Here is a 26398-nt window from a genome sequence, read left to right as displayed (position 1 = left end):
ATCAACCATGTCTGAACTCCGGAACGAAGTCACCGAGTTGGAGCGCAAGTCCGCGACCGCGGCGCGGCTCTTCGACATCCGGCGCATCATCGGCGGACTGTTCGCGGTCTACGGGGTCATCGTCACGATCGCCGGCATCACGGCGTCCGACGCGGACCTGAAGAAGGCCGAGAACATCAACATCAACCTGTGGACGGGCCTCGGCATGCTCGCCCTCGGGCTGTTCTTCCTGGTGTGGCTGAAGCTGCGGCCGACGGCCCCGCCGACGCCCGACGCCGCCGAGTAACCAGCGTGCCAGGGGCCGGAGTTCACCACACAGGTGACTCCGGCCCCTGTGGCATGTCCGGGTGGTCCGTCACCGGCACCTGCACCGGCCCCGCCCGGTCGAGGAGCCCCGTGCGCGCGGCCAGCGCCGCCGCCTCCAGCCGCGAGCCGACCCCCAGCTTCATCAGGACCCGCTGCACATGCGTACGGGCCGTGCTCGGGGCGATGCCCATGCCGGCCGCGATCAGCCGGGTGTCCTCGCCGTCCGCGACCCGCACCAGGACCTCGACCTCGCGCGGTGTCAGCATCTGCAGGAGCCGCTGCCCCTCGTCGTCGGGCTGCGCGGCCGGATTGAGCAGCTCGCTGAAGGCCCCTTGCAGCAGCTGCGGCGCCACGGCCGCCTCTCCCGCCCGCGCCTTCATCAGGGCACGTTCGACCCCCTCGATCCGCTCGTCGTGCCGTACGTAGCCGGAGGCGCCGGCCGCGAACGCCGCCGCGATCCCGCGCGGTGACGGCACGGGCCCGAGGACGACCACCGCCACCTGCGGGCGCTCCCGCTTGATGCGCACGATCGGATCGAAGATGCCCGGCTCCGCGGGCGTCGCCGTACCGATGAGGCAGACCTCGGGCGCCCTCGATATCACCAGCTCGGCCGCTCCCGCGGCAGGCGCGGCCGCCGCGAGCACCCGGTGCCCGCGCAGCTTGAGAGCCGAGGCGAGCGCCTCGGCGAGCAGTCGATGGTCGTCGACCACCATGAGCCGCACACCCATAGAGCCATCCCCCACATCCCGTGGGATCCCGTGGGACCCCCAGAACCCCCTTGGTGCGGAAAGCCCCCCGACTCCCCGACCTCCTCCATCTCCCGGAAGCTACACGCTCGTTCGGCGTTGCGCTTCCCCTACTGATGAGAAGTGACCCGGAATGCCGGAATCTCCCGGCGGGCGGCGCATATGCCGACGGCCCCGCACCCTGTGAGGGTGCGGGGCCGTCGCCGAAGGCACGGAGCCTTACCAGTAGGGGTTGATCGACTCCTGGGACCACTGGCAGTCCTCTACCGTCGTGTTGTCCACTCGGCACACCTCTACCTGAACGTACTTGATGCCCGCGCTGTCGCTCGCGTACGTGCTGTACACGTCCTCGGCGCCGTCGCCCGACGCCGTGTGCCAGGCACCAATGATCGCGCCACCGTTGACGTTGATAGCCTTGATCCGCGCTATGGCGTGGGCCCCGTCTGCCGCGGTGTCATAGGTGTGCAGTGTCATGTCACCGCGCGTCAGCTTGGTGAAATCCACCTGGAGAACGGCCTTTGCCCCTCCCACGGTGGCGGTTGCCCACGCCGTCTCGGCTGACGCGGGCCCTGCGGCCGCCATCCACAAGGCGGTTGCACCAGCCACCACTGCCGTCATGCGCCCAAGCCTCAAGGCTCTTCCCCCTCTATCGTTCTACTGTTCGACAACATCATCCTGTCAGATGTCGCGTGTCAGCGCGTCACTTCGCTACGAAAGTCACTGCCGTGTATTCCTTCTCGTCCGGCGAGTAGGGCTTGCTGATCAGAGACTTACCGAAGCACAGACGACCGTTGGAGTAGAGCAGCTCCGAGCCGGAGGTACCGGGCGTCATGCTGGAGACCACGTTCATGACCGACTCGGTCGCCGGAAGCACCACCAGCGGTGTCTGCTTCATCGACTTGGGGTCGATGGTGACGACCTGGCTGCCCTTGTCGTACGGGCCGTCCTTGTAGGCAAGGACGTTGCCGCCATCCATACGCAACGGGAAGATCTCATACTCACCGGCGTCGGCCCGATCGCTTGTGGACCGTCCTGTCGTCAGGTCGAACGAGACCATCTCATTCGTCATGCCGACCTCACCGCCGTCATCGTGCTGGCGGGTCGCCAAGTAGACGCGGCCATTGCCGACAACGATCTTCGAGCAGCCCTCGGTCATGCCGACCTCACAGTCGAAGTCGTATTTCTCGTCGTCGATGGCGATCTTGGTGGTGAGCTTTCCTTTGGCGTCGAGCGAGAAGATGTCAGTGATGGTGCCCGCGGCATTGTCGCCCGTCCCCACACCGAAGACGACCGGATTGGTGGACAGAACCTTCGCGTTGGTGATGCCGGCGGCTAGCTTGTACGACCACTGTGGGCGACCGGACTTCGGGTCCAGGACCTGGACCTCGTACTTCTGGCTGTCGTAGTCACCGCATTTACGAACCGCGACCAGCTGCTCGCCACCTCGGTAACCAACGTCTTCACAGTTGCCAGGCGACGGCTGCCAGAGAACCTTGCCGGTCTTGACGTCGAACGCCGCGCCCCCACGCAGACCGCCACCCGCCGCCAACGTGTTGCCGGAGAAGGACAGTTCTTCGAACGTCACCGCCTCGCTCCCTGTGCCGATGCTCTTCGTCCATGCCTTCTCACCGGTATTCACGTCGAACAGCGTGATCTGCGAGCATGTCTGATGGCTGCCATCAGTAGGGCGCTTGGCATCCTCGCTGACCACAGCAGCGAAGCCGTCCTCCGTGACATCGGCAGTTGCACCACAGGTCTGGCCGGACAAGGGCAGCGTCCAGATCTTCTTGCCTGTATCGGGGTCGTAACCGAGGATCTCGTTCACACCTGCCTTGGCATACGTCTTGTCGGTCAACCAGGACCCGGTGACGCTGTCCACATTGTTCTTGGCGACCTTGGGTGCGGGCAGCTGGAAGGCGACGTGGGCGGCGGTGTTCCCCGGGACCTTCTCCTTGCTCGCGCCACCGGTGGTGGTGCCGCCTGAGCCGCCCTTGTTCTCGCCGCCGTCCTCGCCGCCGGTGCCACCGGTCGGGCCCGCGGTGCTGGCGTCGGTCGTGTCGTCACCGGACGACGCCGAGTACCAGACGCCGCCGCCGATGATCAGGGCGACCGCGACGACAGCGCCGATGATGATCATCATCTGGGAGCTGATCTTCTTGCCGGCGCCGCCGCCCGCCGCCTGCATGGGCGTGGTGACCGGCGGCGGGTAGGCGCCGTACTGCGGCGGCTGCTGGCCCGGGTAGCCGTAGCCCTGCGGGGGCGTCGGCGGCTGACCCTGGGGGGCCTGCGGGTAGCCGTAGTTGGGGGCCGGCGGCTGCGGGTGGCCGTAGCCCCCGGGCTGGCCCTGCGGCGGCGTGGGCGGCTGCGCCGGGGGCGGCGTCTGGGGCGCCTGCGGGTAGCCGTAACCGGGCTGCTGCGCGGGCGGCGGCGGCGGCGTGGGCGCGCCGAACCCTCCGGGCGGGGGGGCCTGCGGGGCGCCGAAGCCTCCGGGCGAGGGGTCCTGCGGCTTGCCGAAGCCCACCGGCGGCGGGCCCTGCGGCGGCTCGTTGGGCGGCTGGGGCGGCTGCGTCATGACGTCTGTACCTCGGGTGACGGGGAGAAGGAGCGGGCGGCGGTGCGGTGGGCGGTCACTGGGGCTGCGGCGGTCACTTGCCGTACGCCAGCATCAGTTTCTCCTCGCCCTTGGCGGTGCCGGACAGGCGCGTCGTGGAGATGTAGAAGCGCCCGTCGACGTAGTCGATCGCCTTGGAGTAGAAGCCGTTCTCGATCTGCGCGGTTCCCGCCGGGTTCTGCAGCAGGGTCTTCGGCGTGTGCGAGCCCGCCGTCGCGATCGACACGACCCGGCCTCCGGCGTCGTACGAGGCGTTGACGTAGGCGATCACCGCGCCGCTCGAGGTCTTCAGCGGCAGCATGTTCTGCGCCACCGGCGACTTCACGCGCCATAGCTCCTTGCCGCTCTCCAGGCTGATCGCGACGACCTCGTTGGCACTGCCGCTGGTCGCCTTCGTGGGCAGGTACAGCGTGTTGGTGTCGGACGCGACACCCGTGCAGCCCTGGAGGTCACGGTCGAGGATGGCCCAGCCGCACTCGGGGGCGAAGTCCTCGTCGACCGAGACCTCGGAACGCACCGCGCTGCTGCCGTTCTTCAGCGTGGTGATGTTCCACTGCTTCTTGTCCTCGTTGGTGAGGTAGAGGACGACCGGCGCGACGGAGTAGGCGCGGGCGACCTTCCAGCCCTTGGGGAACGGCTTGGTCCACTTCGCCTTGCCCGTCGCCGGGTCCAGCTCCTGGATCTCGTCGTGCTCCTTGTCCGTGGAGGCACCGCAGGAGGAGACGGCAAGGAGGCGCTCGCCGCCGGCGAACGCGCCGGGGAAGCAGGCCGCGCCGTACTTCTTCTTCTCGAAGAGCTGCTTGCCGTCGCTGACGCTCAGACCGAGGCCGGACATCTGGCGGCCGACCATCAACGTGCTGCCCGCGTAGGTCAGTTCGACCCCGGTGCCGGTGCCGTCGAAGAGGTCCCCCTCGGGGATCTTCTTCTCCCAGTCCTTCTTGCCGGTCTTCAGGTCGATCTGCTGGACCTGGTTGCACTTGGCCCGGTCGGTGACACCGCTCATGTACGCGATGGCGACCTTGTCGTCGTCCGACTTCTGCACGCTGGCACCGCAGATCTTCTGCGGAAGCTTGATCGTCGGCCAACTCGGCTTGCCGTCCGCGATGTTGTACGCGACGAGCTCGTTGTAGACCGCCTTCGCGGCGAGCGTGTCGGTGACCCACATGCCGGGCGCGTCCGCGCCGTCACCGGGGGCCTTGGGCGCCGTCTTGTACCAGAGGACCTTCGACTCACCGGCCTGGCGGCCCGCGTTGAGGTCCTCCTTGCCGTCGTGTCCGTCACCGGAGCCGTCACCCGGGTCGACCGGCGCGGAGCCGGTGGGCTTGGGGTCCTGGCTCTTGTCGGCGACGGGGTCCTTCTTCTTGTCGTCACCGCCGCCCACGACCGCCCACACCACACCGCCGGCGATCACGACGACGGCCACCGCGGCGGCCACGATGATCCCGGTCCGGCCCTTGAAGGGGTTCTTGCCGCCGCTGCCCGGGGCCGCGGGGCCACCGGGGAACGGGGGCTGCTGCTGCGGGTAGCCGTACTGGGGCTGCTGCCCGTAGGGGCCGGGCTGCTGCGCGCCGTACGGGCCGGGCTGCTGCTGCGGAGGCTGGCCGTAGGGTCCCGGCTGCTGCTGCGGCTGACCGTAGGGACCCGGCTGCTGGGGCTGACCGTAGGGGCCGCCCTGAGGGGGCTGGCCGTACGGGCCCGGCTGCTGCGGGTAGCCGTATCCGGGCTGCGGGGCCGACGGCGTCTGCGGTGGCCTGCCCGGAGGCTGCGGCGGCTGGGCCGGCGGCTGCTGTGGATCCTGTGGTGCTCCGAAGCCGCCTTGCGGCGGCTGATTGGGCGGCTGAGTCATCAGCGCTCCCCCCGTCTTCACTGATGTGTCTGCTCGCCTGGTCGATTTCAGGACGTTCTCTGGTCGTTCTCAGGCAATTCCCAGAGCGACCTTTCTATCACCCTGTGCAGTAGCACATCGGGCCGGTCGCTCCCCTGTTCCCAAGGGAGCACCGGCCCGTGATGGGTCTGTTACTGGAGCTTCACGCGTCCTCCGCGAGCTCGAGCCAGCGCATCTCCAACTCCTCGCGCTCCCGGATCAGTTCGCGCAGCTCGCTGTCGAGCTTGGCCACCTTCGCGAAGTCCGTTGCGTTATCCGCGATCTGTGCGTGCAGCTTGGTCTCCCGCTCGGACATCTTGTCCATCTGCCGCTCGATCTTCTGGAGTTCCTTCTTCGCGGCACGGGCGTCCGCGGCGGACACCGTCTTCGCCTGCGTACCCGCGGCGGGGGCCGGGGCGGCGGCCGTCATCGAGGCGGCGACGGCCTCCTCCATGCGGCGGCGGCGCTCCAGGTACTCGTCGATGCCGCGCGGCAGCATCCGCAGCGTGGCGTCGCCGAGCAGCGCGAACACCCGGTCCGTGGTGCGCTCGACGAAGAACCGGTCGTGGGAGATCACGACCATCGAGCCGGGCCAGCCGTCGAGGAGGTCCTCCAGCTGCGTGAGGGTCTCGATGTCGAGGTCGTTCGTCGGCTCGTCGAGGAAGAGGACGTTCGGCTCGTCCATGAGGAGGCGCAGGATCTGGAGGCGGCGGCGCTCACCGCCGGACAGGTCGCCGACGGGCGTCCACTGCTTCTCCTTGTTGAAGCCGAACGTCTCGCAGAGCTGGCCCGCGGTCATCTCACGGCCCTTGCCGAGGTCGACGCGGTCGCGGACCTGCTGCACGGCCTGGATGACGCGCAGTTCGGGGTTGAGCTCGGCGACCTCTTGGGAGAGGTAGGCGAGCTTCACGGTCTTGCCGACGGCGACGCGGCCCGCCGCGGGCTGCTCCTCGCCGTCGGTGCGGGCGGCCTGCGCCATGGCGCGCAGGAGGGAGGTCTTGCCCGCGCCGTTCACGCCGACGAGGCCGATGCGGTCGCCGGGGCCGAGCTGCCAGGTCAGGTGCTTGAGGAGCACCTTGGACCCGGCCTGCACGGTGACGTCCTCGAGGTCGAAGACCGTCTTGCCGAGCCGGGAGCTGGCGAACTTCATCAGCTCGCTCTTGTCACGCGGCTCCGGCACGTCGGCGATGAGCTCGTTGGCGGCCTCGATGCGGTAGCGGGGCTTGGAGGTGCGGGCCGGGGCGCCGCGGCGCAGCCAGGCCAGCTCCTTGCGCATCAGGTTCTGCCGCTTGGTCTCCTCGGTCGCCGCGATGCGCTCGCGCTCGGCGCGCGCGAAGACGTAGTCGCTGTAGCCGCCCTCGTACTCGAAGACGTCGCCCTTCTGCACGTCCCACATGCGGGTGCAGACCTGGTCGAGGAACCAGCGGTCGTGGGTCACGCAGACGAGGGCGGAGCGGCGGGCCTGGAGGTGGCTCGCCAGCCAGGAGATGCCCTCGACGTCGAGGTGGTTGGTGGGCTCGTCGAGGACGATCAGGTCGGGCTCGCCGATGAGGAGCTTCGCGAGCGCGATGCGGCGGCGCTCGCCGCCGGACAGCGGCGCGATGACCGTGTCGAGGCCCTGCGGGAAGCCGGGCAGGTCGAGTCCGCCGAAGAGGCCGGTGAGGACGTCGCGGATCTTGGCGTTGCCCGCCCACTCGTGGTCGGCGAGGTCGCCGATGACCTCGTGCCGGACGGTCGCCTCGGGGTCGAGGGAGTCGTGCTGCGTGAGGACGCCGAGGCGCAGGCCGCCGCTGTGGGTGACGCGGCCGGTGTCGGCGTCCTCCAGCTTGGCGAGCATCCGGATGAGGGTGGTCTTGCCGTCGCCGTTACGTCCGACGACACCGATCCTGTCCCCCTCGGACACGCCGAGCGATACGCCGTCGAGCAGGGCACGGGTGCCGTACACCTTGCTGACTGCCTCGACATTGACCAGGTTGACTGCCATTTCGCTCCTGACAAGGGGATGGATCAGTCTTCCAGCGTAGTCGCCGCGAGGGATTGGACAGCCTGCGCCTTCGTTGTGACAGCTCGGGGTGACAGCTCGGGCAGGGGCGGGACGTACGGGGGTGCGGAGGTGCGGGTGCTGCGACGGCTTGCGCCGTGGGTGGGGCTGCCGCTGGTGGTGGTCCTGGTCGCGGGATGGACCTGGTACCGGGTGAGCGACACCGGCAAGCGCCGGCGCTACGAGGACCGCCTGTCGTCGTACTGCGACGGGGTGCTCCCCGTGGAGGAGACATCGGCCCTGACCGGGCTCAGCACGGACTCCTTCAAGAACGACCTCCGGCGCGGGGGCTCGCGCACGTATGACGAGTTCTGCTGGGCCGCCGACCTGTACGTGACGGTCAGCCGGATACCGGGCGGGGTGCGCGACGGGGGCCTCTTCGAGAACGACCTGCAGTTCTACTTCCCGCGCGAGGGCGCCCACGCCCTGCTGTCGGCGACGCCAGCCCGACCGGAACCCGCTCGAGGAGCGCTGCGTCCTCGGCACCTCGCAGGCCTCCTGCCAGGGCGATCAGGAGGGCCGGCTGTACAGCTTCTCCGCGAGCTACGGCCCGAGCGCGCTCGAAGAGCGCCTGCGCTCACAGGACCGCCTCGACTACGAACCCCGGCACCGGAAAAGCCCCTTCAGGGCCGGCGCTCGGTGTCCCGGGAACACCGAGCGCGCCCGCTTCTCGGTCGCGCCGTACGACTTCACGCCCCACGACAAGAAGTTCGCGACGGCCGCGTTCAAGGCCTTCGTGCGGCGCGCCGTCGAGCGGCACGGCTGCGGGGACCTGCGCCTGCCCGACTGAGCACCGCGGCGACCTCACGCGGCCGCGCCACCCTGCCCTGCCAGCCGCCACCGGCGGGCGGGGGCAGGAGGTGGCCGCGGGTGGCGAGCGCGGAGTGCAGCCCGACGAGGGCGATCGCGCCGAGCGGTACGAGGACCTGCCCGCGGCCGATACGGCGTCTGCGGCGCCGGGGCCGGGCGCTCGTGGTGTCGGTGGTCATGGCGACCACGGTGCCGCAGCGCCCGTGGCGGCCGACAGCGCGGACGTACTCAGTTACCCGTGAGTACGTCCGACTGCGTCAGCGCTGGACGACCGTCGCGCCCGGCGCCGGAGACGTCGTGACCCGTACGGAGCGGCAGGTGCCGGACATCGTGAGGGCGGCGGCGACCGCCCGCGCCGACTTCTCGTCCGCGCAGAGGAACGCCGTCGTCGGGCCCGAGCCGGAGACCAGGCCCGCGAGGGCGCCCGCCGCCGTGCCCGCGTCGAGGGTGTCCTTCAGCGCGGGGAACAGGGAGAGCGCGGCAGGCTGGAGGTCGTTCGTGAGCGTCGCGGCCAGCGCGGTCGCGTCGCCGGAGCGCAGCGCGTCGAGCAGGGCGGGCGAGGCCTCCGGCTCGGGGATCGCGCGCCCCTGCGCGAGGCGGTCGAACTCGCCGTACACGGCGGGCGTCGAGAGTCCTCCGTCGGCGGCCGCGAACACCCACCAGAACTCGCCGCCCACGTCCAGGAGTTGAAGCTTCTCGCCGCGTCCGGTGCCGAGCGCCGCCCCACCGACCAGACTGAACGGCACATCGCTGCCCAACTCGGCGCAGATGTCGAGGAGTTCGTCCCGGGTGGCGCCGGTGCCCCACAGCGCGTCGCAGGCCACGAGCGCGCCGGCCGCGTCCGCGGAGCCGCCCGCCATGCCGCCGGCGACGGGGATGTCCTTGTCGATGTGGAGGTGGACGCGGGGCTCGATCCCGTACCGCTCGCCCAGCGCGATCGCGGCGCGGGCCGCGAGGTTGGTGCGGTCCAGCGGGACCTGGTCCGCGCCGGGGCCCTCGCAGGTGAGGGTCAGCTCGTCGGCGGCGGTCGCCGTGACGTCGTCGTAAAGGCCGACGGCGAGGAAGACGTTGGCGAGGTCGTGGAAGCCGTCGGGGCGGGCGGCGCCCACCGCGAGCTGGACGTTGACCTTCGCGGGGACCCGTACCGTCACGCTCACTGCTTGTTCTCCGCGATCCGTGCGAACTCCTCGACCGTGATGGCCTCGCCGCGCGCCTGCGGGGAGACACCGGCCGCGACCAGGGCGGCCTCGGCGGCGGCGGCCGATCCGGCCCAGCCGGACAAGGCGGCGCGCAGGGTCTTGCGGCGCTGGGCGAAGGCCGCGTCGATCACGGCGAAGACCTCGCGCTTGGAGGCGGTCGTCGCCACCGGTTCGGCGCGCCGGACCAGGGCCACAAGACCGCTGTCGACGTTCGGCGCGGGCCAGAAGACGTTCCGGCCGATGGAGCCGGCGCGCTTCACGTCCGCGTACCAGTTGGCCTTGACCGAGGGGACGCCGTAGACCTTCGAGCCGGGGGCGGCCGCGAGGCGGTCGGCGACCTCGGCCTGCACCATGACGAGCGTGCGCTCGATGGTGGGGAACGTGTCGAGCATGTGGAGCAGGACCGGCACGGCGACGTTGTAGGGCAGGTTCGCGACGAGCGCCGTGGGCGCGGGGCCCGGCAGTTCGCGTACCTGCATCGCGTCGGAGTGGACGAGCGCGAAGGCGTCCTTCTTCTGCGGGAGGCGGGCCTCGATCGTCGCGGGCAGCGCGGCGGCCAGCACGTCGTCGATCTCGACGGCGGTGACATGGGCCGCCGCCTCCAGGAGCGCCAGGGTCAGCGAGCCGAGGCCGGGGCCGACCTCGACGACGTTGTCCTCGGGGGTGACCTGCGCGGTGCGGACGATGCGGCGGACCGTGTTGGCGTCGATGACGAAGTTCTGGCCGCGCTGTTTCGTGGGCCGCACGCCCAGGGCTGCCGCCAGTTCGCGGATGTCGGCGGGGCCAAGCAGGGGGCCCTGGGGGTCAGTGGTGCTCACGGTCTCAGGGTACGGGGCGCCGCGGCCGGGTCCCGACCGGACCGCGGGGCCCCGCACCGGCGGCGGCTACCCGTGCAGGCGGCCACCGCAGTGCGGCCACGGGCTCGCGCCGCGCTGCACGTACAGCTTCTTCGCCCGGTACGTCTGCTCGGAGGCGGACGCGTCCTGGGGCCGGCCGCCGCCGCCCAGGCTGTGCCAGGTCTGTACGTCGAACTGGTAGAGGCCGCCGTAGGTGCCGGTGGCGTCGGTCGCGGCGGGGCGACCGCCGGACTCGCACCGGGCGAGCTCGCTCCAGTGCAGGCTGTCGGCGCCGGCGACGGAGGGCGGCAGGGGCTTGGTGCCGACCTTCACGAGCCGGCTGCGGGGCTCGCGCACGACCTCGGCGCTCACCCGGCGCGGCTTCTGCCTGACGCCGTTGACCGTGCGCAGGGCGTAGGCGACGCGCCGGGCGCCCTGGCGGCCCGCCCGTTCGACGACCTCGGTGCCCCGGAACAGGGTCGGATCCTGGGTGCGCACCACCTCGTACGCGATGGGTTCCTCGCGCACTTCCCTAGTGCCCTTGATGCGCATGACAGTGATCGTCTGCCCGTCGCGCGGGAAGCTGTCCTGCGGCACGGACGTGGTGTCCTGGCCGTGCAGCGAGACGCCCGCCTCGTCGACGGCGGCCCGGACGGTGGCGGCGTTGGTGCGGATGGTGCACTCGCGGCCGTCGGCCATGACCGTGACGCTGCGTTCGGTGCGGACGTCGAGCGCGAGGCCGTCACGGGCGATGCGGCGCGAGCGGGACGTGGAGAGGTAGGCCCCCTCGGCGCGGACACCGAGCTGGTGCAGGGCGCCGTCGACGGTGCCCGCGGTGGTCCACACCTTGCGGCGCTCCCCGTCGAGGGTGAGATGGACGGGCCTGCCGTGGCGCACGGCGACCTCGTCGCCGCTGGACAGGGCGGCCCCTGGGGCGGGGGCGACGACGTCGTGCGGGCCGACGTCCACCCCCTCGTCGGCGAGCAGCTCGCCGACGTCGTCCGCGAAGGTGTGCAGAGTGCGCGGCCTGCCGTCGACGCTGAGCTGGATCGCCTTGTCGGCGGCGACGAAGGCGGTGGTGCCGCCGGCCAGGAAGGCGACGACGAGGGCCTGCGGCAGCAGACGTCTGAAGGTCTCGGGCCGCTCGGGCCGTTTCCTGCGCCGGGCCGCCCTGCGGGCCTCGGCGCGCCCCGCGCTCTGCGGGGCGGGGTCTGCGGCCGGGGCGGACGGGCGCGGCAGCAGCACTTCGGGCACGGGCCAGGCGGGCTGGGTCTCCATCGACTCGTAGCCGGGGCGGTAGGTGTCCGCGTGCGGGTGCGGGCCGGGCGGTGGTTCGTATGTCTCGAGCGCGTCGAGCGTTTCCTGCGGCTCATACGTCCCGTACGGCGAATTGCTCACGACGACGCTCCTGGGTCCGGATCGGCGAGGAGAACCTAGCGGAGCGATCGTCACTCTCCAAAGCGGCGCGACTACGCTGTGTCGCGGCTCGTTCCCGGCCTTTCCCTCCCGACAGCGCCCCGGGGCGCTGTCGGTCAGTAGTCGAAGGCGCGGGCCGTGTTGGCGGAGACGGCCGCCGCCAGGGTGTCCTCGTCGAGGCCCTTCACCGCGGCCATCGCGCGCAGCGTGACCGGAATGAGATACGGGGCGTTGGGCCGTCCGCGGTAGGGCGCGGGGGTCAGGAACGGCGCGTCGGTCTCGACCAGGACGAGCTCGCGCGGGGCGACCACGAGCGCATCGCGCAGGGGCTGCGCGTTCTTGAAGGTCACGTTCCCGGCGAACGACATGAAGTAGCCGTTCTCGGCGCAGATCCGGGCCATATCGGCATCTCCGGAGTAGCAGTGGAAGACGGTGCGCTCGGGGGCGCCCTCCTCCTTGAGGATGCGCAGCACGTCGTCATGGGCGTCACGGTCGTGAATCACGAGCGCCTTGCCGTGCCGCTTGGCGATCTCGATGTGGGCGCGGAAGGAGCGCTCCTGCGCGGCGATGCCTTCAGGTCCTGTACGGAAGTGGTCGAGTCCGGTCTCGCCGACGCCCTTCACGTGCGGGAGGGCCGCGAGCCGGTCGATCTCGGCGAGCGCCTCGTCGAGGGCCGCGTCACCGCCGGCCCGGCGCTCGCCCTGGCGCGACCAGCCGTCGGGGTCGCCGAGGACGATACGGGGCGCTTCGTTCGGGTGCAGGGCGACGGTGGCGTGCACCCCCGGATGCGCGGCCGCGGTGTCTGCGGCCCAGCGGGACCCGTTCACGTCGCAGCCGACCTGGACGACGGTCGTCACACCCACCGACGCGGCCTTGGCGAGGCCCTCCTCCACCGTGCCCGACTGCATGTCGAGGTGGGTGTGCGAGTCGGCGACCGGCACCGCGAGGGGCGCGGGCAGCGGCGGCGGGGTGACGTCCTTCGAACGGTCAGAGCTCATGCCCCGATCCTACGAAGCCGGGGTCGGTGGGGTCGTCGGGGTGCGGTCGGTGCTCAGCCGGTGATCAGTCGGTCTTGCGGTTCTGGAAGGGATGCAGCAGGTCGGAGAAGTGCCAGTGGTGTTCCTTCGCGGGGTGCTCGTCGCCCTCGCCCTCGCGCTGCTCCGCCGGCATGATCCCCTCGCGTTGCATCACACCGCGGATCGACGAGACGCGCCCCGCCCTCATGATCCGTACGACATGGCCGCCGCAGTTGAGGCACGTGGGCCGGGTCAGCGGCGACGGGACACGCTCGCCGCCCGCCACGTACATCACGAATTCCGCGCCGTCGCCGTCGATGTGGTGCTCGATCTCGAAACTCTGCTCCCAGCCGTGACCGCACCGCATGCAGGCGAAGGCGTACGACTCGTGGGCGATGGCTGTGGCCGCGCTCCGGTTCGGTATCTGGGGTGCGGCAGCACCGGCCGGGGTCGGTACGGCGCCTGCGATCTCACTCATGCCTGCTCCTCTTGCCCTCTGGACAAGGCACTTCGGGGCGGGGCATTACATCCGCCCTGAAGCGTGGGACGGGTGCGTCCCTTCAACCAGTGGACGCTTCTCCCGGCGCGATCGCATCAGGCCTGCCGACTATTGGATCCGATTTGGCCTTTCCTTATCGGAAGGGGCCCGATGCGCGGCCTGCGCTTTGCCTTTCACGATAGTCCTTTGCCCTCCGATGGGGCGCCCCGAGCGGCATTCTTTGCTGCCACCACGGCATCGAAGACCTCACGCTTGGGTAGCCCGGCCTCGGCGGCCACGGCAGCAATGGCTTCCTTGCGCCGCTCCCCCACCTCCTCGCGCACCTGCACCCTGCGTACCAGCTCGGAGGCGTCGAGTGACTCCGCGCCCTTTTCCGGGGCGCCCTCGACGACGACGGTGATTTCCCCGCGCACGCCTTCCGCGGCCCATTTCGCGAGTTCCCCGAGCGGGCCCCGCTTCACTTCCTCGTACGTCTTGGTGAGCTCGCGGCACACGGCCGCCCTGCGATCGGCGCCGAATGCCTCCGCCATCGCGGCGAGGGTGTCGTCGAGGCGGTGCGGGGCCTCGAAATAGACGAGGGTGCGGCGTTCCTCCGCCACTTCCCGCAGCCGGCCCATGCGCTCGCCGGCCTTGCGGGGCAGGAAGCCCTCGAAGCAGAACCGGTCGACGGGCAGCCCGGACAGCGCGAGCGCGGTCAGCACGGCGGACGGCCCCGGCACGGCGGTGACCTTGATGTCCCGCTCGACGGCGGCCGCGACGAGCCGGTACCCGGGGTCGGACACGGACGGCATCCCCGCGTCGGTCACGAGCAGCACCCGGGCCCCGCCCGCGAGCGCCTCGACCAGCTCGGGCGTGCGGGCGGACTCGTTCCCCTCGAAGTACGACACGACGCGCCCGCCCGGGGTCACCCCGAGCGCCTGCGTCAGGCGCCGCAGCCTGCGGGTGTCCTCGGCGGCGATGACGTCGGCGTCGGCCAGCTCCTTGCTGAGCCGGGGCGGCGCGTCCGACACGTCTCCGATGGGCGTGCCCGCGAGCACGAGCGTTCCGGGGGAATCTGGGCTTGATGTCACGGATCCATCCTCGCAGGGGCGGGGCGGGCCGACACGTCCCGCCCCGGGTCCGGCCGACTCGGTGGGGCCGCACACGGGACTCGCACAGTGACGTTCCCTACGATGGCGCGGTGACCAGTACAGCGTCCTCGCCGCACTCGCCCTCGACCAGCGCCCCGCCGGGCCGGACCCCCGGCGAGGGGCGGCAGCCGTCGACGTGGGAGCGCCGGCTGCGGCGGTTCGGTCACGTGGCGCGGCCCAGAGGCGACGTGGGCTCGCGGCTCGTGCCGCCGTACGCGCCGCCGTCGTCGCGGCTGTGGGCGACGCTCGGTCTCTCCGACGGCCTCGCCCGGGGCGTGACGCGCTGGTCGGGCTGGCTCGGTCCGCTGCTCGTGACGCTGGTCGCGGGCCTGATGCGGTTCTGGCATCTCGGCAGCCCCAAGGCAGTGATATTCGACGAGACGTACTACGCGAAGGACGCGTGGGCGCTGATCCACCGCGGCTTCGAGGTCAACTGGGACAAGAACGCCAACGACCTGATCCTGAAGACCGACGGCCATGTGCCGATCCCGCACGACGCCGCGTACGTCGTGCATCCGCCGGTCGGCAAGTACGTCATCGGGATCGGTGAGTGGCTGTTCGGTTTCGATCCGTTCGGCTGGCGGTTCATGACCGCGGTGCTCGGCACGCTGTGCGTGTTCCTTGTGTGCCGCATCGGGCGGCGGCTGTTCCGCTCGACGTTCCTCGGCTGCCTGGCCGGTCTGCTGCTCGCCGTGGACGGCCTCGCGTTCGTGATGAGCCGCACGGCGCTGCTCGACTCGGTCCTCGTGTTCTTCGTCGTCGCCGCGTTCGGCTGCCTGGTCGTGGACCGCGACAAGGCGCGGGGGAAGCTGGCCGACGCGCTCCCGAGGGGCGAGGACGGCGTGCCGCGCCCCGACGCGCACATCGCCGAGACGCTGCGTCTGGGCTGGCGCCCGTGGCGGCTGCTCGCCGGTCTGTGCCTGGGGCTCGCCGCGGGCACGAAGTGGAACGGCTTCATCTATCTGGCCGCGTTCGGCGTGCTCACGGTCCTGTGGGACGTCGGCGCGCGCCGCGTCGCCGGGGCAGGCCGGCCGTACGTCTCCGTGCTCAAGCGGGACCTCGGCTGGGCGTTCCTGTCGACGGTGCCGGTCGCGGTCGCCACGTACGTCCTGTCCTGGCTCGGCTGGATCCTTTCTCCTGCCGACGGGACCGGCGGCTACTTCCGCAACTGGGCGGCGACCGACGGCCGGGGCGGTTCCTGGACCTGGCTGTTCCCCGACTGGGTGCGCAGCCTGTGGCACTACGAGCACGAGGTCTACAAGTTCAACGTGGGGCTCAGCTCGCCGCACATCTACCAGTCGAACCCGTGGAGCTGGCTCGTCGACGGCAGGCCGGTCTCGTACTTCTACGAGTCCCCGCTGCCCGGCAAGGACGGCTGCCCGGCCGGGGCGGGCGACAAGTGCGCCCGCGAGGTCCTGGCGCTCGGCACCCCGCTGCTGTGGTGGGCGGCGGCGTTCGCCGTGCTCTACCTGCTGTGGCGCTGGTTCTTCCGCCGCGACTGGCGGGCGGGCGCCATCGCGTGCGCCGTCGCCGCGGGCTATCTGCCCTGGTTCAACTACCAGGAACGCACGATCTTCTTCTTCTACGCGGTCGTTTTTGTGCCCTTCCTGTGTCTCGGCGTCGCGATGCTGGTCGGCGCGATCCTCGGGCCACCGGGGTCCGGGGAGCGGCGCAGAATCGTGGGCGCGACGGGCGCGGGCGTGCTCGTCCTGCTGATCGTGTGGAACTTTGTCTACTTCTGGCCGATCTACACCGGGCAGGCGATCCCGTTCAGCTCCTGGCAGTCCCGGATGTGGCTGGACACCTGGGTCTGACCGGCCGGCCCCAGGGGCCGACCGCGGACGTCCCGACCCCTCGGAAGCGGTCTCCGTTCAGACAAGTTCGGACAACATCTGCGCACTCTCGTCACACCGGGCCCGGCCGCCGCCTAAAGTTCCCCACCGGAACCTGGGGAGGGGACGCAGCATGTGCAAGGGGGCCAAGGCGGCTGTGATCGGCGGAGTGTTCGCCATCATGGTCGGGGGCGCGGGATACGGCGCGTACAACGTGGTGACGGCCGTGACCGGTTCGGGCGGATCGAGTACGGCGGGGGCACCCTCGCCGCGCAGGACCGGGCCGCCGACGGCGGACGAGATCAAGGACGTGTCGCAGAAGTTCCTCACGGCGTGGGCGAAGTCCGACCCGGACTCCGCGTCGACGTCCACGAACAACGCGGAGGCGGCGCTCTCGGCGCTGAACGGCTGGCACGACGACGCGCACATCACGCACACCACGCTGACGGCGGGGGCTCCTTCGGGGGCCGAGGTGCCGTTCAAGGTGAAGGCCACGGTGTCGTACGAGGGGAAGAAGAAGACCCTCGCCTACGACTCCTCGCTCACCGTCGTGCGGGGCCTCAACACCGGCCGGGCGCTGGTCGACTGGCAGGCGGCCGTCGTGCATCCGGACATGCGCAGGGGCGACACCCTCGTCACGGGCGAGGCCTCGACGCCGCCCATCGATGCCGTGGACCGCTCGGGCAACGTCCTGACGAAGGAGAAGTACCCCTCGCTCGGGCCGATCCTGGACCAGCTGCGCGAGAAGTACGGCGACACGGCCGGCGGCCGCGCGGGCGTGGAGACGTACATCCAGCGCGAGAGCGAGGACGCCGGCACCAAGACGCTGCTCACGCTGGTGAAGGGCAAGGCCGGCGAGCTGCACACGACGCTCAGCGCCACCGCGCAGGCGGCGGCCGAGCGAGCCGTGAAGAGCTTCGACGAGTCGTCCGTGGTGGCCGTGCAGCCGAGCACGGGCCAGGTCCTCGCGGTCGCCAACCACCGCCAGGACGGCTTCAACGCCGCCTTCCAGGGCGAGCAGGCCCCCGGCTCCACGATGAAGGTCATCACCACGGCGATGCTCATCGACAACGGTGTCGCCTCGGTCAACAGCCCCGCGCCCTGCCCGGACACCGCGACCTGGCAGAGCCAGACCTTCCACAACCTTCCGGGCATGAAGGCCAACGAGGGCGCCAACCTCGCGGACAGCTTCGCCCGGTCCTGCAACACCGCGTTCGTGAAGCTCATCGACGAGAAGCCGCTGACGGACGAGTCGTTGACGCGCGAGGCGCAGGACCGCTTCGGTCTCGGCCAGGACAACTGGAAGACCGGCATCGCGTCGGCGGACGGCAAGATCCCGCCGTCCGGCGGCCCCGACCGCGCGGCCAACGCCATCGGGCAGGGCCAGATCCAGATGAACCCGCTGAATATGGCGTCCGTCACGGCGACCGCGAAGACGGGCGTCTTCCGGCAGCCGGTGATCGTGCCGCGCTCCCTCGACGACCGGCAGCTCGCCACCGCCCGCGGCCTGCCCCCGAACACCGCCGCCCAGCTGCGACAGATGATGAACCGCACCGCGACGGTCGGCACCGCCGCGCAGGTCATGGCGGGTCTCGGCCCCTACATCGGCGCCAAGACCGGCTCGGCCGAGGTCACCGGCCAGACCAAGTCGAACAGCTGGTTCACCGCCTACCGCGGGGACGTCGCGGCGGCCGCGGTCACCGAGGAGGGCGGCCACGGCGGCGACGCCGCGGGCCCGATCGTGGCGGCGGTGCTACGGGCGGGTAGCTGAGCCGCCGTCGGGGGCACCTATCGGGACGCCTTAGTCTGAGCCGTCCGCGAGGAACCCAGTGGACCGGGCAGACAGGCAACGACGGAGGACCGGTGGGCAGCAGAGGCAGGCAACCCGAGCGCAAGAAGGCGAACACGGCCGTGATCGGCGGCGTGGTCGCCGTCGTGGTGCTCGGCGCCGGGGTCAGCGCCTACGCCCTCTACAGTGGCGACTCGGACTCATCGGCCGCCACTGACGACAAGCCCCACGTCAAGACGGGCCCCGTCACCCCGGCCGAGGTCCGCACCGCGGCCGACCGGTTCCTGACCGCGTGGGCCGCGGGCGACACCGCGAAGGCGGCCGCCGCCACGGACGACGCCACCACGGCGACGGCCGCCCTCACCTCGTACCGCAAAGACGCCCATCTGTCCGGGGTGAAGCTGACGCCCGGGAAGCGTGCCGGGGCCAAGATGCCGTTCGCGGTGTCGGCGACGGTCTCGTACGGGGGAAAGTCGAAGCCGTTCGCCTACGGCTCCGAACTGACCGTCGTGCGGCGGGTGAAGGACGGCAAGCCCCTCGTCGGGTGGCAGGCGTCCGTCGTGCACCCGGACCTCAAGGACGGTGACCGGCTCGTCACGGGCGCGGCCGGCGACCCGCCGATCAAGGCTACGGACCGCTCAGGGAACGAACTGACCGCGGCCAAGTACCCCTCGCTCGGCACCGTCATCGACGGGCTGCGCGAGAAGTACGGCAAGAAGGCCGGCGGCACGGCGGGCATCGAACTGCGCGTCGTCCACAAGGACAGCGGCAAGGAGAGCGAGCACACGCCCGACAAGACGCTCGTCACCCTCTCCAAGGGCACGCCCGGCACCCTGCGTACGACGATCAGCCCGACGTCGCAGGCCGTCGCCGAACGCGAGGTCGCCAAGCGCGAGAAGGCCGCGGTCGTCACCATCAAGCCGTCCACCGGGGAGATCCTCGCGGTCGCCAACTCCCGCCCCGAGGGCTTCAACACGGCCTTCCAGGGCTCCCTCGCGCCCGGTTCCACGATGAAGATCGTGACGTCGTCCATGCTCCTGGAGAAGAACCTCGCGGGCGTCGACAAGAAGCACCCGTGCCCCAAGTACGTGACGTACGGCGGCTGGAAGTTCCAGAACGACGACAAGTTCGAGATCAAGGACGGCACCTTCCGGGCCAGCTTCGCGCGCTCCTGCAACACGGCCTTCATCAGCCAGGCCAAGAAGCTGGACGACGGCGATCTGACGAAGCAGGCCCAGGAGGTCTTCGGGCTCGGCCGCGACAACTGGTCGATCGGCGTGCCCAGCTTCGACGGCGCGGTCCCGGTGCAGTCGCAGGCGCAGATGGCGGCCTCGCTGATCGGGCAGGGCGGGGTGCGGATGAATCCGCTCAACATGGCGTCGGTCGTCGCCACCGCCGAGACCGGCGAGTTCAAGCAGCCCTACCTCGTCTCGCCCGACGTCGACCACCGCACGCTCGCCACGGCCTCCCGCAAGCTGTCCCCGTCGACCGTGAGCGCCCTGCGCGACCTGCTGCACTACACGGCGGTCGCCGGTACTGCCGTCGAGCCGATGTCGGGGCTCGGCACCGACATGGGCGCGAAGACCGGCTCGGCGGAGGTCGACGGGCAGAAGAAGCCGAACGGCTGGTTCACGGCCTGGCGCGGCGACCTGGCCTCGGCGGCAGTCGTCCAGCAGGGCGGCCACGGCGGTGACTCGGCGGGTCCCGTGGTGCGGCAGATGCTGCTCGCGGGGGACTGACGGCGGGATCGATACCTGGTCGCGTGGCGGGTACACCGAGCGCTACGGTGCGGCCATGAGCACCCCGAAACCCGCCGCATCCGCCGCCACCGCCGCGCACCCCCGTTTCGCCGAAGCCCTCGCCGAGCTGGGCCTGGCCGACGTACTCCCGCTCGTCCGCCGCTTCCCGGAAGCGACCAGGACCGCGCAGGAGGCGGCGGCCGCGATCGACTGCGAACTCAGCCAGATCTGCAAGTCGCTGATCTTCGCCGCGGACGGCGTGCCGGTGCTTGTGCTGATGGACGGTGCGTCGCGGGTGGACGTGGAGCTGGTCAGGCGCGAGCTGGGCGCCGAGAAGGTCACCCGCGCCAAGGCGGACGTCGTGCGCGCGACGACCGGGTACGCGATCGGCGGCATCCCGCCCTTCGGGCACGCCACCAGGACACGGGTACTCGCCGACCGTTCGCTCCTCGACCACGACACCGTGTGGGCCGCCGCCGGCACCCCGTACGCCGTGTTCCCCATGGACCCCAAGTCGCTGATCGCACACGCCGGAGCGGCCCTCGTGGACGTGCGCGAGAGTGATCGGTGACCCCCGTGGTCGCGGCGGCCGTGCTCCTCGCGGCCGTCACGCACGCCAGCTGGAACGCGATCGCCCACCACATCACCGACAAGCTGGTCGGCTTCACGCTGATCTCGGGCGGCGGCGCGCTGATCGGGCTCGTGTGCGCGCCCTTCGTACCGTTCCCGCACGCCGCGGCCTGGCCGTATCTGATCCTCTCCGCGCTCCTCCACGTCGCCTACTACGCCTTGCTCATGCGGTCGTTCAAGCTCGGCGACTTCGGCCAGGCGTACCCGATCGCGCGCGGCACGGCGCCGCTGGTGGTGACGGTGCTCGCGGCGGTGTTCGCGGGCGAGATCCCCGACGGTTGGCAGGCGGCGGGCGTCGCGGTCTCGTGCGCGGGCCTGACCGGGCTCGCCCTGTGGGGCATCCGGGGCTCGGGGCGCAGGCCCGACTGGGCGGCCGTGGGGGCGGCCGTCGCGACGGGCGTGTCCATCGCCGCGTACACCGTGGTCGACGGCCTCGGTGTGCGGGCCTCCGGGAACTCGCTCGGCTACATCGCGTGGCTGATGATGCTCGGCTGCCTCGGCGTCCCGGTGTACGCGGCCTGGACGTGGCGCGGCGAACTGACCGCCCGCCTGAGGCCGTTCGCGGCGGTCGGGCTGCTCGGCGCGGCGCTGTCCGTGTCCGCGTACGGGCTCGTCCTGTGGGCGCAGACCCGCGCGGACCTCGCCCCGATCTCGGCGCTGCGCGAATCGTCGATCATCGTGGGCGCGGCGATCGGGACGGTGTTCTTCAAGGAACGGTTCGGTACGCCGCGGATGGTGGCGGCGGGGCTGATGGTGGCGGGGATCGGGCTGATGCTGCACACCGCCGGCTGAGCGGGGCCGCTACTGGAGCTGCGTGCGGAATCCCAGGTTCGCCGAGGTCAGGCCGCCGTCGACCGGGAGTGTGACCCCGGTGATCCACGCCGCGTCCGACGAGGCGAGGAACGTCACGGCCGCCGCGATGTCCTCCGGCTCACCGACCCGCCCCAGCGGGTAGAGGCCGCTGACGGCGTCCAGGGCGGCGCCCCGGCCCGACCAGGCGGGGGTGCGCACCGTGCCCGGCGCGACGAGGTTGACGCGGACGCCGCGCGGGCCCGCGTGCCCGGCGAGGGTGCGGGTCAGCGAACCGAGTCCCGCCTTCGCCGCGCTGTACGCGTGATTGCCGTAGTCCTGAAGGCCGTTGACGGATCCGACGCTCACGATCGCTCCGCGCCCCGACGCGACCAGGTGCGGCAGCGCGGCACGGCAGCAGCGGTACGCGCCGGTGAGCGTGATGTCGAGGTCGCGGGCCCACACCTCGTCGGGCTCGTCCTCGAAGAGGGCGGCGTCCGGGGCGCACGCGTAGGCGTTGTTGACGAGCACGTCGAGGCGGCCGAACTCCTCCACGGCGGCCGCGACCGCCGCCTCCACCGACTCGCGCGACCCTACGTCACAGGTGAACGCCCTTGCCGAGCCTCCCTGTTCGCGGATCCCGGTGACCGTTTTCTCCGCCGCCTGCGGATCCACATCGGTGACGGCGACCCGCGCCCCCTCGGCTGCGAACCTGCGCGCGGTGGCGGCGCCGATGCCGCGTGCCGCGCCCGTGACCATGACCCCGTACCCCTCGAAGCGCCTCATGCGCCGACGCTACCCGGCGCGTGCCCGGGCGGCACAGAGCTAGCGGGCGAGAGAAGAGCGCACGGCCCGCACCAGCGCCTGGGCGCGCGGGTCGGCGGTGACGCCCTTCTGCATGCCGTTCGTGACGTACCCGAACGCGATCCCGGACTCGGGGTCCGCGAAGCCGAGCACGCCGCCCCGCCCGGGGTGGCCGAAGGAGCCCGGGCCGAGGAGAGGGGAGGCGACGCCGTGGAGCATGTAGCCGAGTCCGAAGCGGGTCGGGACGACGAGGACCCGGTCGGCGCCCGAGGACGCCTCGGCGCGAGCGGCCTCCACGGTGTCGGGCGTGAACAGGCGGGCGCCGCCGTCGACTTCGCCGATCAGGGACGCGTAGAAGCGGGAGAGTCCCTCCGCCGTGGCGACGCCGTTCGAGGCGGGCAGTTCTGCCGCGCGGTAGGCCGGGTTGTTCTCGTCGGGCGCGGGGTGGATGGCGCCGAAGGCGCGGCGGGTCAGGGAGTCGGGGTCGGTGTACGCGTCGGCGACGTTCCTCTTGGGGCGGGTGCGCAGGCCGCCGGGCGCGGCCGGCGGTTCGACGGGGCCGACGAGACCGGCCCGGTGCGCCTCGGCATCGGGCAGCCCGACCCAGAGGTCGGCGCCGACGGGGGCGGCTATGTGCTCGGCGATCCAGGCGCCGACGGTGCGGCCGGTGACGCGGCGCACCAGCTCGCCCGTGAGCCAGCTGTAGGTCTGTGCGTGGTAGCCGTGGTCGGTGCCGGGTTCCCAGGCGGGGGCCTGGGCGGCGACGGCCGCGGCGCCGGTGTCGGGGTCGGCGGCCTCGGCCGGGCTCAGCGGGCGGTCGAGCGCGGGCACGCCGGCGCGGTGCGCGAGGACGTCACGGACGAGGACGTTCTCCTTGCCGTGCTCCTTGAACTCGGGCCAGTAGGCGCTGACCGGCGCGTCCAGGTCGAGCTCTCCTCGCTGGTGCAGGAGGAGGAGCGCGGCGGCGGCCACGCCCTTCGTGGCGGAGCGCATGATCTGGGCGGTGCCGCGCCCCCAGGGGGCGCCGCCGCTCACGTCGCGGGTGCCGGCCCACAGGTCGACGACCTTGTGCCCGTCGCGGTGGACGACCACGCCCGCGCCGCGCTCGCCGAGCGCGTCGAAGTTGTGGGCGAAAGCTTCCCTGACCGCTTCGAACCCGGTGGCCACTGTGCCGTTCATGTCACTCACGTTGGGTGCAACAGCCATGGATCGCTGAGGATTCCTCGGCCGCTCAGACCTTCACGGACTTCGGGTCGAAGCCGAAGGGGAGTTCCAGGCGGTGTGCGCGCATGAGGTCCTCGTCGGCGAGGAGGTCGCCGGTCGTCCCGTCGGCCGCGATCACGCCCTCGCTGAGGATCACCGAGCGCGGGCAGAGTTCGAGCGCGTACGGCAGGTCGTGCGTGACCATCAGGACGGTGACGTCCAGCGACCGCAGGATGTCGGCGAGTTCGCGGCGCGAGGCCGGGTCGAGGTTCGACGACGGCTCGTCCAGGACGAGGATCTCGGGCTCCATGACGAGGACGGTGGCGACCGCGACGCGGCGGCGCTGCCCGAAGGAGAGGTGGTGCGGCGGCCGGTCGGCGAAGTCGGCCATGCCGACCTGGGCCAGGGCCTTGTGCACGCGGGCCTCGAGTTCGGGCCCCTTCACCCCGGCCGCGGCGGGACCGAAGGCCACGTCCTCGCGGACGGTCGGCATGAAGAGCTGGTCGTCGGGGTCCTGGAAGACGATGCCGACCTTGCGCCGGATCTCGGCCATGTGCCGCTTCCCGACGGGCAGACCGGCGACGGTCACGGTGCCGGCGCCGCCGGTGAGGATGCCGTTGAGATGCAGCACGAGGGTCGTCTTGCCCGCGCCGTTGGGCCCGAGCAGGGCGACGCGCTCACCGCGGCCGATGGTCAGGTCGACGCCGAAGAGGGCCTGGTGCCCGTCGGGGTAGGCGTAGGCGAGGCCACCGACCTCGAGCGAGGCGGGGGAGAGCGGGGCGGGGGAAACAGTCACAGCATCCATCCCAGCAGACAGACGACAAGAGCGGCACAGGGGAGGGTGAGGGCGTACGACCACTGCGCGCGGGACGCGCTCACGTCGTCGATGACGGGCATCGATCCGGCGTACCCGCGGCTGACCATGGCCAGATGCACGCGCTCACCGCGCTCGTAGGAGCGGATGAAGAGGGCGCCCGCGGACTTGGCGAGGACGCCCCAGTGCTTCACGCCGCTCGCCTCGAAGCCGCGCGACTCCCGGGCGATCTTCATACGGCGCATCTCGTCGGTGATCACATCGCCGTAGCGGATCATGAACGACGCGATCTGGACGAGGAGCGGCGGCAGCTTGAGCCGCTGCAGGCCGAGGAGCAGCTCGCGCAGCTCGGTCGTGGAGGCGAGCAGGACGGACGCGGCGACGCCGAGGGTGCCCTTGGCGAGGACGTTCCAGGCGCCCCACAGACCGTTGACGCTGAGGGACATCCCGAGGACGTCGACGCGCTCGCCCTGCGCCACGAACGGCATGAGGACGGCGAAGGCGACGAAGGGGATCTCGATGAGGAGCCGCTTCAGGAGGAAGCCGGCCGGGACCCTGGCCGCGTACGCGACGGCCGCGAGCAGGACCGCGTACAGGGCGAACGCCCACATCGCCTCGCGGGGCGTGGAGACGACCACGATCACGAAGCAGAAGACGGCGGCGAGCTTGGTGTGCGGCGGCAGGCCGTGCACGGGCGAGTGCCCGTGCCGGTAGAGCTTGTGCGCGTGCCCCGCACCCATGTCAGACGGTCTCCGTGATCTGGCTCGGGGAGGTGTCCGCGGTGCGGCGCCTGCGCAGCACCCAGAAGATGCCGCTGCCCGCGACGACGGTGACGCCGACGCCGATCACCCCGGCCAGGCCGCCGGAGAGCCGGGCGTCGCCGACGTCCTTGACGCCGTACCCGGCGAGCGGGGAGCCGTCGGAGGCGTGCTTCTCGGTCTTCTTGTCGATGCCCTTGTCGTGGGCCACCTTCTCCAGGCCGTCCGGGTTGGCGGAGGCGTAGAAGGAGACGAAGCCGGCGAGGACGAGGGAGGTGACGAGGCCGGTGATCCAGACCTTGCGGTGGGAGCCGCGGGCGGCGACCGGCGCGGGCGCGGTGTCCGGGGCGTCGACGAGTTCGCCGGCCACGCGGAGCTTGAGCGGCCGGTGCAGTCCCCGGGCGCCGTACACGAGGTCGGGACGGACGGCGACGACGGCGCCGACGGTCAGCGCGGTGATGACGGCCTCGCCCATGCCGATGAGGACGTGCACGCCGACCATGGCGGTGGCGACCTTGCCGATCGAGACGTCGGTGGTGCCGCCGATCGCGTAGATCAGGGTGAAGACGACGGCCGCGGCCGGTACGGACAGGAGCGCCGCGATGAAGGAGGCGACGGTGATGGAGCGGCGCCCCCGGGGCAGCACCTTCACCAGGCCGCGGAAGACGAGGTAGGCGACGACGGTCGTGGTGATCGCCATGTCGGTGACGTTCACGCCGAGCGCGGTCAGGCCGCCGTCGGCGAAGAGCACCCCCTGCATCAGGAGCACCACGGACACACACAGGACGCCGGTATAGGGGCCGACGAGTATCGCGGCCAGCGCGCCGCCGAGGAGGTGGCCGCTGGTGCCTGCCGCGACGGGGAAGTTCAGCATCTGCACGGCGAAGATGAACGCGGCGACGAGGCCCGCGAGGGGGGCCGTGCGCTCGTCGAGTTCACGCCGTGCGCCCCGGAGGCTGACGGCCACGGCGCCCGCGGCGACGACACCCGCGGCCGCCGAGACAGGGGCGTTGATGAATCCGTCGGGGACATGCATGAGTGAGGGCTCCGCTTCGGGGCACGCGACAGGCTTGGTGACCGTCCGATGATAGTGCCTTGTTGCGAACCACTTGCAAGAGCGCCGTAGGCACAATTAATCCCGAAGCAACTCCCGGGTACATAGCCCCTATATGACTTATATGGGACATTAGATGACAGAACGCACGAGATAGACGAGGAGTCCCCGATGTCTGACGTCGAGCAGTACGCACGCGCCCGCCTCGTCACGGACTCTCCCGACGAGGCGCCGGCCGTCCCAGCGGTCCTCCGCTACGACGGACGCGTCCACCTCACCGTCCCCGAAGAGGGCGACTGGGACTTCCCCCGCGAGCTCCTGGAACAGGGGCTGCGCGCCCCGACGACCGTGGGCGACATCCACATCTGGCCCTGCGGCCGCGTCCAGGCCGTCATGGAGTTCCACTCGCCGAAAGGGGTGGCGGTCGTGCAGTTCGAGAAGAAGGCGCTGGTGCGCTTCCTTCGCCGGACGTACACGACCGCCACCCCGGTGGCTCACTGAGAGCCGTTCGA

At 71.2% G+C, this 26398-nt stretch carries 24 protein-coding genes; 7 read left to right on the top strand and 17 right to left on the bottom strand.

Annotation, left to right across the window (positions count from 1 at the left end):
- Window positions 1-7: 7 nt before the first annotated feature.
- A complete protein-coding gene (locus tag ACWFR4_RS26660) occupies window positions 8-286 on the top strand; it encodes a hypothetical protein (protein ID WP_453459286.1) in 279 nt (92 codons plus the stop codon).
- A 22-nt stretch (window positions 287-308) separates the two neighbouring features.
- Here the strand turns inward: ACWFR4_RS26660 and ACWFR4_RS26655 are convergent, their stop codons facing one another.
- From ACWFR4_RS26655 to rsmI, 12 genes are all read right to left on the bottom strand, one after another.
- Window positions 309-1034 (bottom strand): helix-turn-helix transcriptional regulator, encoded by a 726-nt coding sequence (locus tag ACWFR4_RS26655; protein WP_453459289.1) that lies wholly within the window; start codon window positions 1032-1034, stop codon window positions 309-311.
- 237 nt (window positions 1035-1271) lie between these two features.
- Window positions 1272-1670: a hypothetical protein gene (locus tag ACWFR4_RS26650; RefSeq protein WP_453459292.1), complete on the bottom strand. Its 399-nt coding sequence runs from the start codon at window positions 1668-1670 to the stop codon at window positions 1272-1274.
- An 82-nt stretch (window positions 1671-1752) separates the two neighbouring features.
- Window positions 1753-3624, bottom strand: coding sequence for an outer membrane protein assembly factor BamB family protein (locus tag ACWFR4_RS26645; RefSeq protein ID WP_453654905.1), 1872 nt, complete (start codon window positions 3622-3624; stop codon window positions 1753-1755).
- A 73-nt stretch (window positions 3625-3697) separates the two neighbouring features.
- The gene (locus ACWFR4_RS26640; protein WP_453654903.1) at window positions 3698-5509 is read right to left on the bottom strand and encodes an outer membrane protein assembly factor BamB family protein; all 1812 of its coding nucleotides are present in this window, start codon (window positions 5507-5509) and stop codon (window positions 3698-3700) included.
- Between the two features lie 181 nt (window positions 5510-5690).
- The gene (locus tag ACWFR4_RS26635; RefSeq protein WP_453654901.1) at window positions 5691-7511 is read right to left on the bottom strand and encodes an ABC-F family ATP-binding cassette domain-containing protein; all 1821 of its coding nucleotides are present in this window, start codon (window positions 7509-7511) and stop codon (window positions 5691-5693) included.
- A 782-nt stretch (window positions 7512-8293) separates the two neighbouring features.
- Complete coding sequence (locus tag ACWFR4_RS26630) at window positions 8294-8557, bottom strand: hypothetical protein (protein ID WP_375993740.1); 264 nt, start codon at window positions 8555-8557, stop codon at window positions 8294-8296.
- 78 nt (window positions 8558-8635) lie between these two features.
- Entirely contained in the window at window positions 8636-9535 is a 900-nt protein-coding gene (locus ACWFR4_RS26625) for a 4-(cytidine 5'-diphospho)-2-C-methyl-D-erythritol kinase (RefSeq protein ID WP_453654899.1), read from the bottom strand.
- Window positions 9532-10395 carry a 16S rRNA (adenine(1518)-N(6)/adenine(1519)-N(6))-dimethyltransferase RsmA gene (gene rsmA / locus ACWFR4_RS26620; RefSeq protein WP_453459306.1) on the bottom strand — a complete coding sequence of 288 codons (864 nt, stop codon included), beginning with the start codon at window positions 10393-10395 and terminating at the stop codon, window positions 9532-9534. Before rsmA ends, ACWFR4_RS26625 begins: the two co-directional genes overlap by 4 nt.
- A gap of 66 nt (window positions 10396-10461) precedes the next feature.
- A complete protein-coding gene (locus ACWFR4_RS26615; RefSeq protein WP_453654897.1) occupies window positions 10462-11811 on the bottom strand; it encodes a ubiquitin-like domain-containing protein in 1350 nt (449 codons plus the stop codon).
- A 134-nt stretch (window positions 11812-11945) separates the two neighbouring features.
- A complete protein-coding gene (locus ACWFR4_RS26610; RefSeq protein WP_453654895.1) occupies window positions 11946-12827 on the bottom strand; it encodes a TatD family hydrolase in 882 nt (293 codons plus the stop codon).
- A 64-nt stretch (window positions 12828-12891) separates the two neighbouring features.
- A complete protein-coding gene (locus ACWFR4_RS26605) occupies window positions 12892-13323 on the bottom strand; it encodes a hypothetical protein (RefSeq protein WP_453459315.1) in 432 nt (143 codons plus the stop codon).
- Between the two features lie 194 nt (window positions 13324-13517).
- The gene (rsmI, locus tag ACWFR4_RS26600; protein ID WP_453654893.1) at window positions 13518-14414 is read right to left on the bottom strand and encodes a 16S rRNA (cytidine(1402)-2'-O)-methyltransferase; all 897 of its coding nucleotides are present in this window, start codon (window positions 14412-14414) and stop codon (window positions 13518-13520) included.
- A gap of 110 nt (window positions 14415-14524) precedes the next feature.
- On the opposite strand from rsmI, the gene ACWFR4_RS26595 reads away from it, so the two are divergent.
- From ACWFR4_RS26595 to ACWFR4_RS26575, 5 genes are all read left to right on the top strand, one after another.
- Window positions 14525-16288, top strand: a complete 1764-nt coding sequence (locus tag ACWFR4_RS26595) for a dolichyl-phosphate-mannose--protein mannosyltransferase (RefSeq protein ID WP_453654891.1) — start codon at window positions 14525-14527, stop codon at window positions 16286-16288.
- A gap of 151 nt (window positions 16289-16439) precedes the next feature.
- Window positions 16440-18077, top strand: coding sequence for a penicillin-binding transpeptidase domain-containing protein (locus ACWFR4_RS26590; protein ID WP_453654889.1), 1638 nt, complete (start codon window positions 16440-16442; stop codon window positions 18075-18077).
- A gap of 92 nt (window positions 18078-18169) precedes the next feature.
- Complete coding sequence (locus tag ACWFR4_RS26585) at window positions 18170-19834, top strand: penicillin-binding transpeptidase domain-containing protein (protein ID WP_453654887.1); 1665 nt, start codon at window positions 18170-18172, stop codon at window positions 19832-19834.
- A gap of 55 nt (window positions 19835-19889) precedes the next feature.
- A complete protein-coding gene (locus tag ACWFR4_RS26580) occupies window positions 19890-20405 on the top strand; it encodes a YbaK/EbsC family protein (RefSeq protein WP_453654885.1) in 516 nt (171 codons plus the stop codon).
- On the top strand, window positions 20402-21256 hold the full coding sequence (locus tag ACWFR4_RS26575; protein WP_355685647.1) for a DMT family transporter: 855 nt from the start codon (window positions 20402-20404) through the stop codon (window positions 21254-21256). Before ACWFR4_RS26580 ends, ACWFR4_RS26575 begins: the two co-directional genes overlap by 4 nt.
- Window positions 21257-21265: 9 nt before the next feature.
- Here ACWFR4_RS26575 and ACWFR4_RS26570 read toward each other — a convergent pair whose 3' ends face one another.
- The 5 genes from ACWFR4_RS26570 to ACWFR4_RS26550 are packed head-to-tail and all read right to left on the bottom strand — an operon-like array spanning window position 21266 to window position 25868.
- Window positions 21266-22039, bottom strand: a complete 774-nt coding sequence (locus ACWFR4_RS26570; RefSeq protein ID WP_453654882.1) for an SDR family NAD(P)-dependent oxidoreductase — start codon at window positions 22037-22039, stop codon at window positions 21266-21268.
- A 39-nt stretch (window positions 22040-22078) separates the two neighbouring features.
- Window positions 22079-23236 carry a serine hydrolase domain-containing protein gene (locus ACWFR4_RS26565; protein WP_453654880.1) on the bottom strand — a complete coding sequence of 386 codons (1158 nt, stop codon included), beginning with the start codon at window positions 23234-23236 and terminating at the stop codon, window positions 22079-22081.
- A gap of 52 nt (window positions 23237-23288) precedes the next feature.
- Window positions 23289-24065: an energy-coupling factor ABC transporter ATP-binding protein gene (locus tag ACWFR4_RS26560; RefSeq protein ID WP_227295220.1), complete on the bottom strand. Its 777-nt coding sequence runs from the start codon at window positions 24063-24065 to the stop codon at window positions 23289-23291.
- Window positions 24053-24814 carry a cobalt ECF transporter T component CbiQ gene (gene cbiQ, locus ACWFR4_RS26555; RefSeq protein ID WP_405480524.1) on the bottom strand — a complete coding sequence of 254 codons (762 nt, stop codon included), beginning with the start codon at window positions 24812-24814 and terminating at the stop codon, window positions 24053-24055. Before cbiQ ends, ACWFR4_RS26560 begins: the two co-directional genes overlap by 13 nt.
- A 1-nt stretch (window position 24815) precedes the next feature.
- Window positions 24816-25868 carry an energy-coupling factor ABC transporter permease gene (locus ACWFR4_RS26550; protein ID WP_453654878.1) on the bottom strand — a complete coding sequence of 351 codons (1053 nt, stop codon included), beginning with the start codon at window positions 25866-25868 and terminating at the stop codon, window positions 24816-24818.
- Between the two features lie 189 nt (window positions 25869-26057).
- On the opposite strand from ACWFR4_RS26550, the gene ACWFR4_RS26545 reads away from it, so the two are divergent.
- Entirely contained in the window at window positions 26058-26387 is a 330-nt protein-coding gene (locus ACWFR4_RS26545; protein WP_453459343.1) for an SsgA family sporulation/cell division regulator, read from the top strand.
- Window positions 26388-26398: the final 11 nt, after the last annotated feature.

The sequence above is a fragment of the Streptomyces sp. NPDC055140 genome (assembly GCF_053607285.1).
The sequence above is the reverse complement of the archived record's forward strand: the minus strand, read 5'-3'. Positions and strand labels throughout refer to the sequence as shown.